The following is a 15,065-nucleotide window of genomic DNA, read 5'->3' as shown; positions in this document are numbered from 1 at the left end:
GATCGTCTGTCAAGACCCCAATTCGCTTTCGATGCGACTGGCGGCGCGACGTTATTGGCGATTAATCGAATTAGTTGGGGCCGAGCCCGTAAGCGCGGATGACGGTCTGCTTCAGTGACGTCCCCGCGCCGTCGGCCAGGCGGATGCGCAGCGAGACGTACCCGTCGGGGCCTGCCGGGTGGATCAGTGTCGCCTTCCAGCGGTCGTCGCCGGTCGCGGTCACCTTGGCGGGCCGCCAGGTCGCGCCGTCGTCGTAGGACGCCTCGACGGTGGCGTGGGTGAGATGCGGCAGCGGGCCGGGATTCAGGACCCGGCCGTCGGTGATCCGCAGGGTCAGCGCGAACGGGGACCCGGCCGGGGCGCGGTTGTTCTGGTCGAAGGCTCCATCGACGCGGGCGGCGAACAGCGGCGGTTCCTCAAGAGCGGCCATCGTCGGCGTGTAGGGGAACGTCCACTCGGTCCAGGAACGGGTCCCGAGGCCGGTCCAGGAAGCGGCGCGTTCCGCGGTCGAGCGCACGGTGTAGCGGGCCTCGCCAGGGGGTGTGGTCACCGCGACGCGGGTGGAATCCGCCGAGCCGAGCGACTCATCGTTGCGCATGACCGAGGTCCGCACGGTCATCGGGTCGCTCGCCTCGTCCAGGGCGTCGGCGGTCACGAACGGAAGCGCGCCGAAGATGAGAGGGCTGTTCTTCGCCTTCCGGATGCCGGTGCCGACCGTGCCCAGCGCGGCGACGTTCCAGTGGTGGGTCGTGGCGCCCGGCCGGCTGGTGGACGGGGCGGTCCCGGTGCTGGTGAAGCCCTGGCCGTCACTGCTTCCGGCCAGTCCCCGATACCAGCGCAGGGTGGGGGAGGCGGTGTAGAACTCGGTGCGCCGCCCCGGGAGCCGGACGGGGTACTCGCCGTATCCCGCTCCGAACGCGACGCCGGGGACGAGCGCGATGGTCTCGCGCCTTCCGGTGAGCGGACGGTCGGAGTGGTACACCGAGTCCACGGCCGCGAGCCGCGTGTCCCTGACCCGGTAGTCCAGACGGCTCGGAACGCGCTCCTGGACCAGGCGTTGCAGGTGGTAGGCGCGGCGGCCTTCCGGCTCGGCCAGATTGGCCACGTGATAGAAGCCGTACGGATGCCCGGTGACCTTCGGGGTGGGCAGCGCGGACAGCCCGGTCGTCCCGGAGACGGCCACCCCGAACGACAGCGGCGTCCCGGCGACCTGCTCGGTGATGCCGATCTCGTCGATGCCGGCGCGCACGGCCGTCCGGCTGTCCACCCGTGCGCCGACCCGGCGGGCCCGGCGCGCGTCGGCGGTGATCGTCACGTCGTGGTCGCCCACGGTCAGCTCCGGGTAGGAGAACAGCGCCAGGTCCGCGTCCCCGGTGGGGACGACGGCGTTCAGCGAGTACCGCCCGGCGGGCACCCGCGCGGCGACGCCGTTACCGCTGGTGTACGTCTCGACCTGCTCCCCGGTGGCGAGGTCGGTCAGGGACGCCCAGGGCAGCGTCTCCATGGTCGTCCCGGCGGGCTTCCCGGCGCGGTCGACGCCGGTCAGCCTGATCTCGCGTGACGCGGCCTCCCGGACACCTCCGACGGCCAGGTGCAGCGTTTCCTCGCCGCCGCGCGAGGCCGTCAGCGCGCCGCTGTAGGAGCCGGTGATCCCCTTCGCCGGATCGGCGGTGACCGTGGCCTCGGCGGTGCCGCCCGCCGGGACGTCCAGCGTGGCCGGACTGACGGCGAACATCCCGGACGGCGCGGAAGCACCGTCCGGACCGAGCATCCGCAGCGCGAGGTCCAGCCGCACCGGCGTGCCGCCCTCGTTGCGGAACCGCACGCTCCGGGTGGCGGCGCCGCGCGACAGGTCGAAGGACACACTGCCCTGGTCGGCCAGGACCTGCGCGGACACGGCCCGGCCCACGTCGATCCGGCCCGCACCCTGGGCGAACACCGAGACACCGGGCTTCGGCGCGGCGGTCGTCATCAGCGCGGACTTGACCTGGGCGGGCGTCCAGCCCGGATGCTGCTGGAGCAGCAGCGCGGCCGCGCCCGCGGCATGTGGCGCGGCCATCGAGGTGCCGCTCATGGTGGTGTAGTGGTCGTCGACCGGCGTCCCGGCCGAGGTGCCGGCGGCGCGCGCGGCGGTGATGTCGACGCCCGGTGCGGTCACGTCGGGTTTGATCGCGCCGTCGCCCATGCGCGGGCCCCGGCTGGAGAAGCCCGCGACGCCGTCCTCGGCATCGGCGGCCCCGACGGTCAGCGCCGAGGTCGCCAGGCCCGGGACCGACACCGAGCGGTCCTGCCCGTCGTTCCCGGCCCCGACGACGAACAGCGTGCCGGTGCGCGCGGTCAACGCGTCCACCGCCGCCGAGATCGGGTCGGTGCCATCGCTGGAGATCCACGAGCCGAGGCTCGCGTTCACCACGCCGACGTGCTGCTGCGCGATCCAGTCCATGCCCGCGATGACGGTGGAGAAGCTCCCCTGACCGTCGGCGTCCAGGACCTTGCCCACGACCAGGCGCGCGTCCGGGGCCACGCCCCGGTACCTCGGGTCGGCGACGCCGTCCCCGGTGATGATCGAGGCCACGTGGGTGCCGTGCCCGTTGTGGTCCTTGACGTCCCCGGAGCCGGTGAAGTCGTGCTCCGCCGCCACAGCGCCGGTGAGGTCCGGATGGGTGGCATCGATGCCGCTGTCGAGCAGGCCCACCGTTACGCCCTTGCCGGTGTATCCGGCCTTCCACGCCGTTGGAGCGCCGATTCGCGTGACGCTCTTGTCAAGGGTCGTGTGCACCTTGCCGTCCAGCCACACATGGCCGACGCCGGAGGCGAGCGTCCGTCCGCCCCCGGAGGCGAGCGTCCGTCCGCCCCCGGTCAGGGACGCCCACATCGAAGCCGTACGGTCCTTGCGGGCGGTGACCGCCGTGCCGTTCAGCGCCGCCAGCGGCCGCGTCGCCGTCGTGCCCGGCGGAGCCGCGGCCCGGTGGACGGGCGTACCGGCGATGATCAGCGGAATGTCCCGCCGGGAGGCGTCGCCGTAGCCCGCTTTCAGTAGCCGGGTGACGTTGAACAGTGCGGGGTCCACCCGTCCCGCCGTGATCAACGGTGCGGCGTCCGAGGGGATGACCGATACCTCCCCCGCCCTGGTCTGCCGGTAGAAGGCGACGTTCTTCCGCCCTGCGCCGAGTTCGGTCCGGACGAGCCGGCGCCCGCCCGGGCCGGTCACGATGTGCACGCGGTCGCCGGTCACCAGCGTCACGATCGCCTCACGGCTCCCGTCCGCCGTCGCTCCGGCGAGCGCGACCGTCGTTCCACCGGCCGTCGCTCCACCGTGCGACGTCACCGCCGCCACCACCGACACGACCGCCGTGGTTCCGGCGAGCGCGGCGGCTCCCATGGCCCATCGCCTCATCGGCAGGGCTCCTCCCTAGTCGTCGATCACCACCAAGTAGTGGTGCTGGTGCGCCGGATGTTTCAGCGCACTTCTGGACGACCGGCGGGAGCGTCGCGGTGCTAGTTGAGAAAGCTGCGGAGGGCTGCCGCGGTGTCGTGCGGGTTGTCCTCGGGGAGGAAGTGGCCCGCGCCGGAGATCGTGGCCTTGCGGGCGCCGGGGATCGCGGCGGCCAGGCGGTCGGCGGTCGCGGGCTCCAGCCACTCGTCGTTGTCGCCCCACAGGATCAGGGTCGGGACGTTGAGCTGTGTGAGGCGCGCCGCGATGTCCCGGGTGTGGTCGGGGGTGGTGCCCACGACCTGGTCGATCCAGCGTTGCTGCCCGTCGTCGCCGGACCAGGGCGCGTGGTAGGCGGCGAGCGTCTCGGGCGTCATGGGGTTGTGGGCGGCGGTCCGGAGGCGGGTCGTGATGATCTCGTCGAAGACGTGGTGAGGCATCGTGCGGTAGGCGTCCTGGTACCGCTGCATGTGGAGGGTGAACGGGGTGATCCACGGATCGAGGACCGCCGCGTCGAGCAGGGCCAGGCGGCGGGCCGGCGCCTGGTGAACGAGGTGGGCGCGCAGGGTCGTGGCGCCGCCGATGTCGTGCCCGACCAGCGCCGGGTCCTTCAGGCCCCAATGGTCGACCAGCTCGGCGAGCGTACGGGCCTGGAGATCGATCGTGGGCAGCTCGGTCGCGCGGGAGTCGCCGTACCCGAGCAGGTCCCAGACGTGCACGGTGTGCGTGCGCGCGAGGTCCCGCGCGACCTCGCGCCAGAGGTAGGAGGACGCGGGGGCGCCGTGGGTCAGGACGACCGGGGGTCCTTCGCCGATGACGTCGGCCGCCACCTCGCCGCCGGAGACGCGGATCTTCATGCCCATCCCTCCTGTAAGGGTCATAGCGTGCGTTACACGCTTACCGTAGCAGAGGTAAGAGTTAAAGGTGAGTTTTAAGTCTTTCGGTGGGTGGCGGCTAGCGGCTGACCGGGGTCTCCTGGTCGATGCGGGCGAGCTTCTCGGGGTTGCGGACGGCGTAGAGGCCGGTGATGCGGCCCTCGTCGATGCGGACCGCGATCACGGCGTCGATCTCGCCGTTCACCCGCATCATGAGCGCGGGGTGGCCGTTGACCTGCGCCAGGTGGAGGGTGCCCACGCCGGTGATGTTGGTCAGGATGCCGGCCACGGTGGCGGCGCCCATGATGGGCTCCAGTGCGGCCTGGACCACGCCGCCGCCGTCGGTGAGCAGGACGACGTCGGGCGCGAGGGTGTCCAGGAGGCTTTGCAGGTCTCCGGTCTGGACCGCCTTCTGGAACGCCTGGAGCGCGGCCCGGGTGTCGGCGGGCGAGACGACGTCGCGGGGGCGGCGTTCGGCCACGTGCGCGCGGGCCCGGTGGGCGATCTGCCGTACGGCGGCGGGGGACTTGTCGACGGCCGCGGCGATCTCGTCGTACTCCATCGCGAACACGTCGCGGAGCACGAAGACGGCCCGTTCGGTGGGGTTGAGCGTCTCCAGGACCAGCAGCATGGCCATCGAGACGCTGTCGGCCAGCTCGACGTCCTCGGCCACGTCGGGCGTCGTGAGCAGCGGTTCGGGGAGCCACGGTCCGACGTAGGACTCCTTGCGGCGGCCGAGCGTGCGCAGGCGGGTGAGGGCCTGGCGGGTGGTGATCCGGACCAGGTAGGCGCGCTGGTTCTGGATCGTGTCGAGATCGACGTCCGCCCACTTCAGCCAGGTCTCCTGAAGGACGTCCTCGGCGTCGGCCGCCGAGCCGAGCATCTCGTAGGCGACGGTGAAGAGCAGATTGCGATGGGCGACGAACGCCTCGGTCGCGGTGTCCATGCGCTCGTCGTTCATGTCGGTCTCCCGCCCGTTCATCCACGTTGACCTTGCCATACGCACGAGACGCCGACCGTCGCGGGTTTGTGACAGGCGATCGCGGTGGCCTAGGTCACACCGGCGACCCGTCACAGGAACCGGGGCGCCGGCATCTCTTGGGCATCCCCGCCGCGAACGAGGCGGCCGAACGAGAGGAACCGCTCATGCGTTTCGACCTGATGTCCAACGAGCTCGGCGCCAAGATCGGCAAGCGGTTCGCGAACGTGAGCGTGGCGATCATGCAGTCGTCGCTGCCGCGGGTGCTGCTGGAGATGGTGGAGCTGCGGGCCAGCCAGATCAACGGCTGCGGCTACTGCGTCGACGCACACACCAAGGAGCTCGCCCATGGCGGCGAGTCCGCCACCCGCATCAACCTGGTCGCCGCCTGGCGCGAGTCGAACGTCTTCACCGAGGCCGAACGGGCCGCGCTGGCGTTCGCCGAGGAGGGCACCCGGCTCGCCGACGCCTTCACCGGGGTGTCCGACGAGACCTGGGAGCAGGTGCGCAAGCACTACGACGACGATCAGACCGCCGCGCTGGTCTACGTGGTCGCGATGATCAACGCCGCCAACCGGCTCGGCGTGATCCTGCAGATGCCGGGCGGCTCGTACGAGGCCGGCGCGTTCGACAAGCTCGCCAACTGACCTCGCCGACGAGCCGGCTGGCCTCGCCAACGGCAGAGCACAAGAGCGGGCCGTACGGAGTGATGACTCCGTACGGCCCGCTCTTCTTGTTCGGTCAGTGCTTGCCGGGCAGGTGGCGGAAGGTGAGGACCGCGGTGATCAGCACGATCGCGGCGGTGGCGATGACGCCCAGGTCGGCGCCGTGGACGAACGCGTCGGAGGCGGTGGTGTGCAGGGCCTGGGCCGCCGGGGCGGGCAGGTGGTGGGCGACCGCGGCGGCGGCGCCGATCGAGTCCGAGCCGGCGGTGCCGGACGGCATGGTGCGGGTGTAGGTGGTGGCGGCGATGCTGCCGATGACCGCGACGCCGAGGACGGTGCCGAGGTTGCGGGTGGTGTTGCTGACCGCCGAGCCGATGCCGGTCTTGGCGGGCGGCAGCGAGGACATGACCGTCTCGATGGCGGGCGCCATCGTGAGGCCGATGCCGAGGCTGGTCGCGGCCGAGGCGATCAGGTAGTGGGCGTAGCCGGTGTCGCCGGAGGCGAGGGCGAAGAACGCCAGCCCCGCGGCGGCGGTCAGCATCCCGGTGGTGATGGCGGCGCGGTTGCCGAACCGGGCGGCGACCCGCGTTCCGAGCGGCGCCCCGACCATGATCATGACGGCGGCGGGCAGCGAGCGGACGCCGGCGCCGAGCGGCGAGTAGCCGAGGATGAACTGGTAGATCTGCGTCAGGACGAAGGTGTAGCCGCCGAGCCCGAAGAACAGGACCATCACCGCGACCGCCGCCGAGGTGAACCGGGCGTTCCGGAACAGGCCGAGGTCGAGCATCGGGTGGTCGCTGCGCAGCTGCGAGGCCGCGAAGACCGCCAGCAGCACGGCCGCCGCCGCGAAGCGGACCAGCGTCGAGGTGCTGCCCCAGCCGCTGTCGGACGCCTGGATGATCGCGTAGGTCAGCGTGCCCAGCCCGGCGGTGGCCAGAACGGCGCCGACGGGGTCGAGGCGCGGCCGGTGCGGCGCGACCGACGGCGGGACCAGGAAGTGCCCGGCGATCAGGGCGATGGCGATGATGGGCAGGTTCACCGCGAAGATCGCGGACCAGGAGTAGTGCTGGAGCAGCCAGCCGCCGGCGGTCGGGCCGATCGCGACGCCGAGGCCGCTGACGGCCGACCAGATGCCGAGCGCCTTCGCCCGTTCGGCGGGGACGGTGAACGTGGCGGTGAGGACGGCCATCGTGGCCGGCATGGCGAACGCCGCGCCGATCCCCATGACACCACGCCAGACGATCAGCTCGGTCGCGGTCGTGGAGAGCGCGGCTCCCAGCGATCCGGCGCCGAAGATCAGCAGGCCGCCCGCGAGGGCGTGGTGCCTGCCGAACCTGTCGCCGAGGCTTCCGGCGGGCAGCAGCAGGGCGGCGAAGACGAGCGTGTAGGCGTCGACGATCCAGGTCAGCGCGGTCGAGCCGACGTGAAGGTCGGAGGCCAGGGTCGGGATCGCCACGTTCACGATGGTCGTGTCGACGACGATCACCAGCAGGGACAGGCACAGGACGGCCAGGGTCCACCAGCGGCGCCGATCCGGCGGCTCGCTCGGCCTTGGCGCGGGTGCCTGTGAGGCGGGAACGGCCTGTGAGGCGTTCGTGGAGGCGGTGGTGCGGGTCTGGGTTTCGGTGGTGGCGGACATGGGTGGGGCTCCTTCAAGTCTTGATTGATAGACCTATCAATAGCTGCGGAAAAAAAGGGGGCCTGGGTGCGGGCCGGAGATCAGAGGTTGATGGCGGGGCGGATGTACTCCTCGGGGAGCTCCAGCATGGCGCCCAGGTTGAGCAGGTTCCCGATGGCCATGAACTGGGCGACTTGCGGGCGGTCGGCCCCGGTGAGCTTGACGATGTAGTCGAACATGTCGATGTAGCCGGTGCGCATGAACGCCTGGATCTCCGGGTCGGCCGAGGCGGCGTGCCCCTGGAGCTGGCAGCGCGTCGCGGCCGGGTTGGCGAGCCACTTGCGGTAGTTGGCGCCCATGTTGAGCAGGGCCTGCTGGGGGGAGTCCGCCGGCCGGTAGGCGGCGGAGAACGCGTCCCGGATCTGGTCGCGCACCCGCTCCAGGGTGGCCAGGAACAGAGCCTTCTTGTCGTCGAAGAGTGCGTAGATGTAGGGCTGAGAGATGCCGGCCCGCTTGGCGATGCCGGCGGTCTTGGTCGCGTGGTACCCGTACTCGGCGAACTCGTGGATGGCCGCCTCGAGCACCTGGTCCCGGCGCTCCTCGGCGGTGGGCCTGCGGCCCGTCGTGTTCGCTGTCATGGGTTCATTATTGATACACCAATCAGAACCTGTCAACCCCTCACGCGACGGCGATGTGGCCCGGCGCCGTGACCAGCCGGGCGAGGCGCCGGTGCGACTCCAGGCGCGCCTCCCGGTCGTAGGTGCTGGTGTGCACGAGGTACTCGTCGGCCCCGGTCCGCGCGATCAGGCGTTCCAGCTGCTCGGCGGCCTCGTCCTCGGTGCCGTGGATGTGCCCGGTCATCGAACGGTCGAAGATCCGCCGTTCCTGGTCGGTCATGTCGAGCGCGAGGATCTCCTCCACCGGCGACAGCGGCGGGAACTCCCCGCGCGTCCTGGCGTAGGCGTTCGACCAGGCCTCAGGCATGAGCAGCCGCCGCGCCTCCTCGTTCGTGTCCGCGACCGCGACCGTCCCCGACACGATCACGTACGGCTCGGCACCCTGGAACTTGGCGCGGTAGCGGTCGATCGCTTCGACCATTCGGTCTTCGCCGCGGGCCGCCGCGATCACCAGGGGCAGCCCGAGCTCGGCCGCCAGGTCGGCTCCGGCGCCGGTCGCGAGGATGAACGCGGGGACCCGCAATCCCTCCGCAGGCCAGGCGTGCACACCCGGATAAAGGTCCTGCTCGCCCGTGAAGTAGCCCAGCAGCTCCCGCACCTGGCCGCCGAAGTCGTCCGCGTCATCCTTGCCGTGCCCCAGGGCCTGCCGTACGCCGCCCGTGAAACCGACCGACCGGCCGAGACCCATGTCGATCCGCCCCGGATACAGCGCCTCCAGCACGCCGAACTGCTCGGCGACCACCAGCGGCCGGTGGTTGGGCAGCATCACCCCGCCCGTTCCCACCCGGATCCGGGAGGTCGCCGCCGCCACGGCCGCCGCGAGCACGGTCGGCGCGGGACCGGCGACGCCCGGGACGCTGTGGTGCTCGGACACCCAGAACCGGTGATAGCCCAGCTCCTCGGCCTGCCGCGCGAACGTGGCCGTCTCCCGCAGTGCGATGGACGGATCTTCGCCCATCCGCGTGCGGGAACGGTCCAAGATGGAGAACCGGGTCTGACTCAGGTCAACGCTCACATCTGTTCCAACACCTCAGAACGCACACCATTCCACTGCGCAACCGGCGGGGGCACTTCGGGGGAGAGGGGGTGTCAGGACCTTAGACACGGAGGATCACCATGAAGGGACACCCTCGCCCATGGCCATGGCGCATCCGGTGAAACGGTCCGGTGAGGCGGTCGACGGCCCGATCGACGACGGGTCGATCGTCAGAGCCTCACTGGACGACCCCGAGGCGTTCGGCGAGCTCTTCCGCCGGCACGCGCCCCGGCTGCACGCCTACATCAAGCGGCGCCTCGGCCCCCCGCTCGCCGACGACCTGGTGTCCGAGGCATTCGCCGTCGCGTTCCGGCGCCGCGCGACCTACGACGGCCGCGCGGAGTTCGGCGCGTGGCTGTGGGGCATCGCGAGCAACCTGATCGCCAAGCACCACCGCCAGGAGACGCGCATGTTCCGGGCGTTCGCCCGTACCGGCGTCGACCCCGCCGAGGACGGCCTGGCCGAGGTGGCGAGCGAACGCGCCGCCGCCCAGGCGCTCGGCCCGCAGCTGGCGAAGGCGCTCGCCTCCCTGAACGCCCAAGACCGCAACGCCGTGCTGCTGCTCGCCTGGGGGGAGCTCTCGTACGCCGAGATCGCGGCGGCGCTCGACCTGCCGCTCGGCACCGTCAAGGCCAAGATTCACCGGGCCCGAGCCAAGCTCCGCAAGGCCCTTCCCGAGGAGACCCACCATGGATGAGCTGGATGCCCTGCGGGGTATGCGCACCGATCTGACCGTCGAGGAGAGCCCCGAGCGCCTCGCGTTGCGGGTCAACTGGCGGGCCGAGCGGTCCGCGCGGCGGTCGCGTTCGTCGTGGCGGCTCCCGATGATCGGCCTGGCCGCGGCCACCGCCGTGGCCGCAGGCGCCGTCGCCGTCATCACGGTGGGTTCGGACGGCGGCCCCGCCACCCCCGGCAAGTCCGGTACGCCGCCGACGGTGGCGCTCGGGGGAGGGAACGCGCTGCTGGTGGCGGCCACCAACGCCGAGAAGGCGCCGGTCGGCGCGTACTGGTACGTCAAGCGCATCATGGGGGAGATCAACGACGTCGGGAAGTCCCGTGCCGACCACTACCAGATCGATGCGCGGCAGGGCGTCGAGAGCTGGGTCGACTCCACGGGCCGCCAGCAGAGCTTCCATCTCGACTGGGACGGCCGTCCGGTCGGCCCGGAGGGTCTCCGCAAATGGCAGGCGGCGGGGTCGCCCAAGTGGGTGAAGGCCCCGTGCCCCGAACACAACTGCGAGCTCTTGATGTCGGGTGGGAACATGCGGAATGGCCAGCCGCCCATCAACGACATGGACTACTTCGGCCTCACGGCGAAGCAGGTCACGCAGCTCCCGACCACTCCGGAGGGGCTGAGGGCGGCGCTGCTGAACGTCAAGGCGAACTGGCGCGCGGTCTCTCCCCGCGACGGACGCAAGGAAAGGTTGCGGGACGTGCACGGCGCCGAGCAGGTGCGGGCGCTCAGCGACGTCGCGGGATCGCTCCTGTCGGAGGCCCCGGCTCCGCCGAAGGTGCGCGCCGCCGCGTTCCGCCTGCTCGCCTCGCTGCCGGGCATCAAGGCCGAGGGGACGGCGGCCGATCCGCTGGGCCGTAAGGGAACGGTGATCTCGCTGCCGCTCGTGACGACCACGCCCCTCGGGCTCTCCACCGCGCCGAGGCAGCTCGGCACGTACCGCCGGCAGTGGATCATCGACCCGGCGCGGGGCATGGTGCTGGCCATCCGCGACCTGACGGCGACGCCGCCGCATGGTCATGGACCGTACACGCGCCGCGACTCCGGCAAGATGACCCGCATCGAGGTGAACGACATGCCCGACCGGTTCCACAAGCCCGGTGAGCTCGTCGCGTACACCGTGTACGAGACCGCCGAGTGGACCAACGCCGGTCCCCGCTAGGCGACTGCGGCGTGGTCCGCTTGGCCCGGTTGTTCCAGCAGGGAGCGGACGCAGCCGTCGATCGTGGTCAGCTCCAGCTGGTCGCACTCCTGGATGAGGTGGCCGACGCGGCGGCTCATCAGGTCGACCAGCTGGAGGAAGCCGATCGAGTCCAGTCCGAGCTCGTCGCGCAGGTCGGCGCCGCCGTCCAGCGACGCCGGGTCCACGCCCGGCGCGAGGCGGGAGATGGTCTGGACGACGAGCCGGCGTGCGAGCCAGGTGTCCATGATTCCTCCAGGTCGGCGGCCGTCTGGACCCATTGAAAGGCCGGAGCGGCGTGTGCCGCTCCGGCCTTTCGGGTGCCTTCTGGCGGGCCGAACGTCCCGCTCCCGTCATTCGGGGTTGGTGACGCGGGCGAGCACGATGCCGCCGAGGATCAGCGCGAGCGCGATGGTGCGGCCGACGGTGAGCGGGTCCTTCTGGACGACGATGCCGAGCGCGATCGCGCCGACGGCGCCGATGCCGGTGAAGATGGCGTACGAGGTGCCGACCGGAAGCGTCCGCATCGCGTACGACAGCAGCCACACCGCGACCGCCGCCAGCACGAAGCAGACCAGGGTGGGCAGCGGCCGGGTGAAGTTCTGCGTGGGCTTGATGCTCTGCGACCAGGCGATCTCGACGAGCCCCGCCAGCCCCAGCACGACCCAGTTCATCGTCAGTAGTCCTTTCCGAGGTCGCGGGCGGCGCGCAGAGCGGCGGCGTGCAGCTCCTCGTGCTTGCCGCGCAGGTGGGCGAGGCCGGGGTCGATGCGGGAGTTGGCCAGCTCGGCGTTGACGAACGCGGTGTCGTCGACGGCGAAGTGACCGGCGAAGAAGGCGCGCAGGTAGGGCTCCTGGTAGTCGAACGGCGCCTTGGGCGCGCCCGGCGTGTAGGCGCCGCCGCGCGCGGTCGCCACCACGAAGCGGCGCGGCGCCAGCGACATCTTGGGGAACGTCACCTGGTCGAGCCACGCCTTGAGCGACGACGGGATCGAGTAGTTGTACATCGGCGTCGCGATCAGGATGACGTCGGCGGCGACCACCTCGGCCAGCAGCGGTTCGACGACCGCCCAGGCCGCGGCCTGCTCCGGCGTACGGACGGCCTCCTTGTAGCGGTCGATGTCGGTGATCTCGTTCCCGAGCACGTAGTCGCACAGCTCGGTCCAGGCCTCGCCGATGTGCGGGACGGGGTCGAGCGCCAAATCGCGGTGTACGTACGTCCCGTCCGGGTGCGCGTCGTGCCACGAGGCGGCGAACGCGTCGCCCACTTCCCGGCTGATGGAACGGCGCCGGGCGCTGGCGTCCAGATGCAACAACGAGGTCATCACGGGCTCCTGTGTTAAGTGGACGTTGTGTCCGTTTGAACGCTCTGGACTGTACCCGTAAAGCGGACACTCTGTCCAGATCGCCGAAGATCGGCTAGGGTCGTGGTCATGACGAGCCGAAAGGACCTGCTCAGCGGGCAGTCGGCGGAGGGCTCAGAGCGCTCCGGGCGGCCCGAACGTGCCGACGCCGCTCGCAACCGGGCCAAGGTCCTGGCCGCCGCCGGCGCCCTCTTCGCCACCCGCGACCCGCGCGAGGTGACGATGGACGACATCGCCAAGGCGGCGGGCGTCGGCCGGGGGACGCTCTACCGCCGCTATCCCGACACCGCCGCGATTGCGCAGGCGCTGCTGGACGAGCATGAGCGCGACCTGCAGGAACGCCTCATGCGCGGCGCCCCGCCCCTCGGTCCCGGCGCCCCGCCCGCCGAACGCCTCGCGGCCTTCTATACGGCGATGGTGGAGCTGCTCGAAGGAAACTCGGCTCTCGCGCTGGGAGCCGAGCCCGGTCGCCTGCGGTTCGCGGCGGGCGCGTACGGTTTCTGGCGGGCGCACGTCAGGGCGCTGGTCGCGGAAGCGGGTGTGCCCGACCCCGACGCCCTGGTCGACGTGCTGCTCGCGCCCCTGGCTGCCGAGGTCTACACGCACCAGCGCGACCTGGGCGTCCCGCCGGAGCGGATCGCCGAGGCGCTCGGACGCCTGGCGCGGGGCGTTCTCGCCTGATGTGAAGCCTGATGTGAAGTCGGTGTTAAGAACGCCACGACCTCACGAGATTCCAGAGCGATTTCACGCTGCTTGCTGTGATGTTCACTTTGAGAGTCGTGATGTTCACCGTGCGGTTATCGACTCGGCACGCCTGGTGAGGTTGGCTGACCCTCGTTTGCTCGCTGGCAGCTCGCAGGCAGGAGGGGTTCGATGGCCCAAGATTCCAGTTCGTTCTCGCGGCGGCGGTTCCTCGGGTGGGGTGGGGCGGGGACCGCCGCCGTCCTGCTCGGCACCGGCGCGCTCGGCGGTGAGAGCGCCTCGGCGTACACGCTGAAGAAGGCGGGCCTGTTCACGCTCGGCGTCGCGTCCGGCGACCCGGCCCCCGACGGCTTCGTCCTGTGGACGCGGCTCGCCCCCGACCCGATCGCCGCCGACGGCCTCGGCGGGATGCCCGCCAAGAGCGTCAAGGTCGACTACGAGGTGGCGACCGACGAGCGCTTCAAGCACATCGTGCGGCGCGGCTCCGCCGTCGCGACCCCCGAGCTGGCGCACTCGGTCCACCCCGAGATCCGCGGCCTGGCTCCCTCGCGCCACTACTTCTACCGGTTCCGCGCCGGCAATGAGATCTCCCCGGTCGGCCGCACCAAGACCATGCCCGCCGCGAACTCCAACCCCCATTCGCTGGACTTCGCGTTCGCCTCCTGCCAGGCCTGGCAGGACGGCTACTTCACCGCCTACGACCACATCGCCGAGGACGACCTCGACCTGGTCGTCCACCTGGGCGACTACATCTACGAGTACGAGCTGACCGCCAACAACAAGCGCGGCGCCACCCCGCCGCCGCAGCTCGGCACCGAGGCCAAGGACCTGGCGCGCTACCGGCTCCAGTACTCCTTCTACAAGCTGGAGGCGCCGCTGCAGAAGGCGCACGCCCGCTTCCCGTTCATCCACACCCTCGACGACCACGAGGTGTGCAACGACTGGGCCGGCGACACCGTCCTCATGGGCCGCAACCCCAATCCCGACCCGGTCGAGTTCGCCAAGCGCAAGGCGGGAGCGTTCCAAGCGTTCTACGAGAACCTGCCGCTGCGGCGCTCCCAGATCCCCTCCGGCCCGCACATCCGGCTGCACCGGCGGCTGTCGTACGGCCGCCTCGCCGACTTCACGATGATCGACACCCGCCAGTCGCGCGACATCCAGGCCTGCTCGTACGGCAACGGAACGGGCCGCACCACCAACTGCGACGAGCGCTTCGACGCGGGCCGCACGATCCTCGGCGACGAGCAGCGGCGCTGGATCCTGGACGGCTTCAGCCGGTCCCGCGCCCGCTGGCAGGTCCTCGGCAACCAGGTCCCGATGGGCGAGACCGACTGGGACCCGGGGCCCGGCAAGGACGTGTGGGTGGACCCGTGGGACGGCTACGTCGCCGACCGCAACAAGCTGCTCGGCGCCGCGCAGGACCGGCACGTGCGCAACCTCGTCGTCATCACCGGCGACCGGCACCAGGCCTACGCGTGGGACCTGAAGCGCGATTTCGCCGACCCGAACTCGCCGACGGTCGCGACCGAGTTCGTCGGTACGTCGGTCACCAGCGGCGGCGACGGCGCCGACATCGACGCCGTCGGCAAGACCTTCCTGGCGGCCAACCCGCACATGAAGTTCTACAGCGCGCAGCGCGGCTACGTGCGCGTGAACGTCGACCGTGAACGCTGGAAGAGCGACTTCCGCGCCCTCCCGTACGTGAGCAAGCCCGGCGCTCCCATCACCACCCGGGCCAGTTTCGTCGTGGAGGACCGCAAACCGGGAGTCACCCCCGCCTAGAGCGGGCACATAGAACCTGGCG

14 protein-coding genes are annotated in these 15,065 nt (G+C 71.1%); 5 read left to right on the top strand and 9 right to left on the bottom strand.

Annotation, left to right across the window (positions count from 1 at the left end; all coding sequences use genetic code 11):
* Positions 1–70 precede the first annotated feature (70 nt).
* The 3 genes from J4573_RS13175 to J4573_RS13165 form a co-directional block, all read right to left on the bottom strand.
* On the bottom strand, positions 71–3,397 hold the full coding sequence (locus J4573_RS13175; protein WP_208255714.1) for a S8 family serine peptidase: 3,327 nt from the start codon (positions 3,395–3,397) through the stop codon (positions 71–73).
* Positions 3,398–3,498: 101 nt separating this feature from the next.
* Complete coding sequence (locus J4573_RS13170) at positions 3,499–4,290, bottom strand: alpha/beta fold hydrolase (protein WP_208255713.1); 792 nt, start codon at positions 4,288–4,290, stop codon at positions 3,499–3,501.
* Between the two features lie 97 nt (positions 4,291–4,387).
* Entirely contained in the window at positions 4,388–5,290 is a 903-nt protein-coding gene (locus J4573_RS13165) for an RNA polymerase sigma-70 factor (protein ID WP_372442834.1), read from the bottom strand.
* 164 nt (positions 5,291–5,454) lie between these two features.
* Here J4573_RS13165 and J4573_RS13160 point away from each other — a divergent pair, with 164 nt between their 5' ends.
* Positions 5,455–5,934: a carboxymuconolactone decarboxylase family protein gene (locus J4573_RS13160; RefSeq protein ID WP_208255712.1), complete on the top strand. Its 480-nt coding sequence runs from the start codon at positions 5,455–5,457 to the stop codon at positions 5,932–5,934.
* A gap of 94 nt (positions 5,935–6,028) precedes the next feature.
* On the opposite strand, the gene J4573_RS13155 is transcribed toward J4573_RS13160, so the two are convergent.
* From J4573_RS13155 to J4573_RS13145, 3 genes are all read right to left on the bottom strand, one after another.
* The gene (locus tag J4573_RS13155; protein WP_208255711.1) at positions 6,029–7,591 is read right to left on the bottom strand and encodes an MFS transporter; all 1,563 of its coding nucleotides are present in this window, start codon (positions 7,589–7,591) and stop codon (positions 6,029–6,031) included.
* Between the two features lie 80 nt (positions 7,592–7,671).
* The gene (locus tag J4573_RS13150; protein WP_208255710.1) at positions 7,672–8,208 is read right to left on the bottom strand and encodes a TetR/AcrR family transcriptional regulator; all 537 of its coding nucleotides are present in this window, start codon (positions 8,206–8,208) and stop codon (positions 7,672–7,674) included.
* A gap of 40 nt (positions 8,209–8,248) precedes the next feature.
* Positions 8,249–9,262: an LLM class flavin-dependent oxidoreductase gene (locus tag J4573_RS13145; RefSeq protein WP_208255709.1), complete on the bottom strand. Its 1,014-nt coding sequence runs from the start codon at positions 9,260–9,262 to the stop codon at positions 8,249–8,251.
* Positions 9,263–9,383: 121 nt separating this feature from the next.
* Between J4573_RS13145 and J4573_RS13140 the strand changes: the two genes are divergently transcribed.
* The gene (locus tag J4573_RS13140) at positions 9,384–9,980 is read left to right on the top strand and encodes an RNA polymerase sigma factor (protein ID WP_243772946.1); all 597 of its coding nucleotides are present in this window, start codon (positions 9,384–9,386) and stop codon (positions 9,978–9,980) included.
* A complete protein-coding gene (locus J4573_RS13135) occupies positions 9,973–11,178 on the top strand; it encodes a CU044_5270 family protein (protein WP_208255708.1) in 1,206 nt (401 codons plus the stop codon). The genes J4573_RS13140 and J4573_RS13135 overlap by 8 nt, the downstream gene beginning before the upstream one ends.
* Here the strand turns inward: J4573_RS13135 and J4573_RS13130 are convergent.
* The 3 genes from J4573_RS13130 to J4573_RS13120 form a co-directional block, all read right to left on the bottom strand.
* Positions 11,175–11,444: an acyl carrier protein gene (locus J4573_RS13130; RefSeq protein WP_208255707.1), complete on the bottom strand. Its 270-nt coding sequence runs from the start codon at positions 11,442–11,444 to the stop codon at positions 11,175–11,177. The two genes, J4573_RS13135 and J4573_RS13130, sit on opposite strands and share 4 nt — an antisense overlap.
* 105 nt (positions 11,445–11,549) lie before the next feature.
* Positions 11,550–11,870 (bottom strand): DMT family transporter, encoded by a 321-nt coding sequence (locus J4573_RS13125; protein WP_208255706.1) that lies wholly within the window; start codon positions 11,868–11,870, stop codon positions 11,550–11,552.
* A gap of 2 nt (positions 11,871–11,872) precedes the next feature.
* Entirely contained in the window at positions 11,873–12,520 is a 648-nt protein-coding gene (locus J4573_RS13120; RefSeq protein ID WP_208255705.1) for an FMN-dependent NADH-azoreductase, read from the bottom strand.
* A gap of 108 nt (positions 12,521–12,628) precedes the next feature.
* Here J4573_RS13120 and J4573_RS13115 point away from each other — a divergent pair, with 108 nt between their 5' ends.
* Together J4573_RS13115 and J4573_RS13110 are read left to right on the top strand one after the other, a co-directional pair.
* Positions 12,629–13,240, top strand: coding sequence for a TetR/AcrR family transcriptional regulator (locus tag J4573_RS13115; RefSeq protein ID WP_208255704.1), 612 nt, complete (start codon positions 12,629–12,631; stop codon positions 13,238–13,240).
* 192 nt (positions 13,241–13,432) lie between these two features.
* Positions 13,433–15,043 (top strand): alkaline phosphatase D family protein, encoded by a 1,611-nt coding sequence (locus tag J4573_RS13110; RefSeq protein ID WP_208255703.1) that lies wholly within the window; start codon positions 13,433–13,435, stop codon positions 15,041–15,043.
* Positions 15,044–15,065 lie beyond the last annotated feature (22 nt).

This window comes from Actinomadura barringtoniae, assembly GCF_017573505.1.
Taxonomy (GTDB): Bacteria; Actinomycetota; Actinomycetes; order Streptosporangiales; family Streptosporangiaceae; genus Spirillospora; species Spirillospora barringtoniae.
Note: the sequence above shows the minus strand (reverse complement) of the source record. Positions and strands in the feature narration are given on the sequence as shown.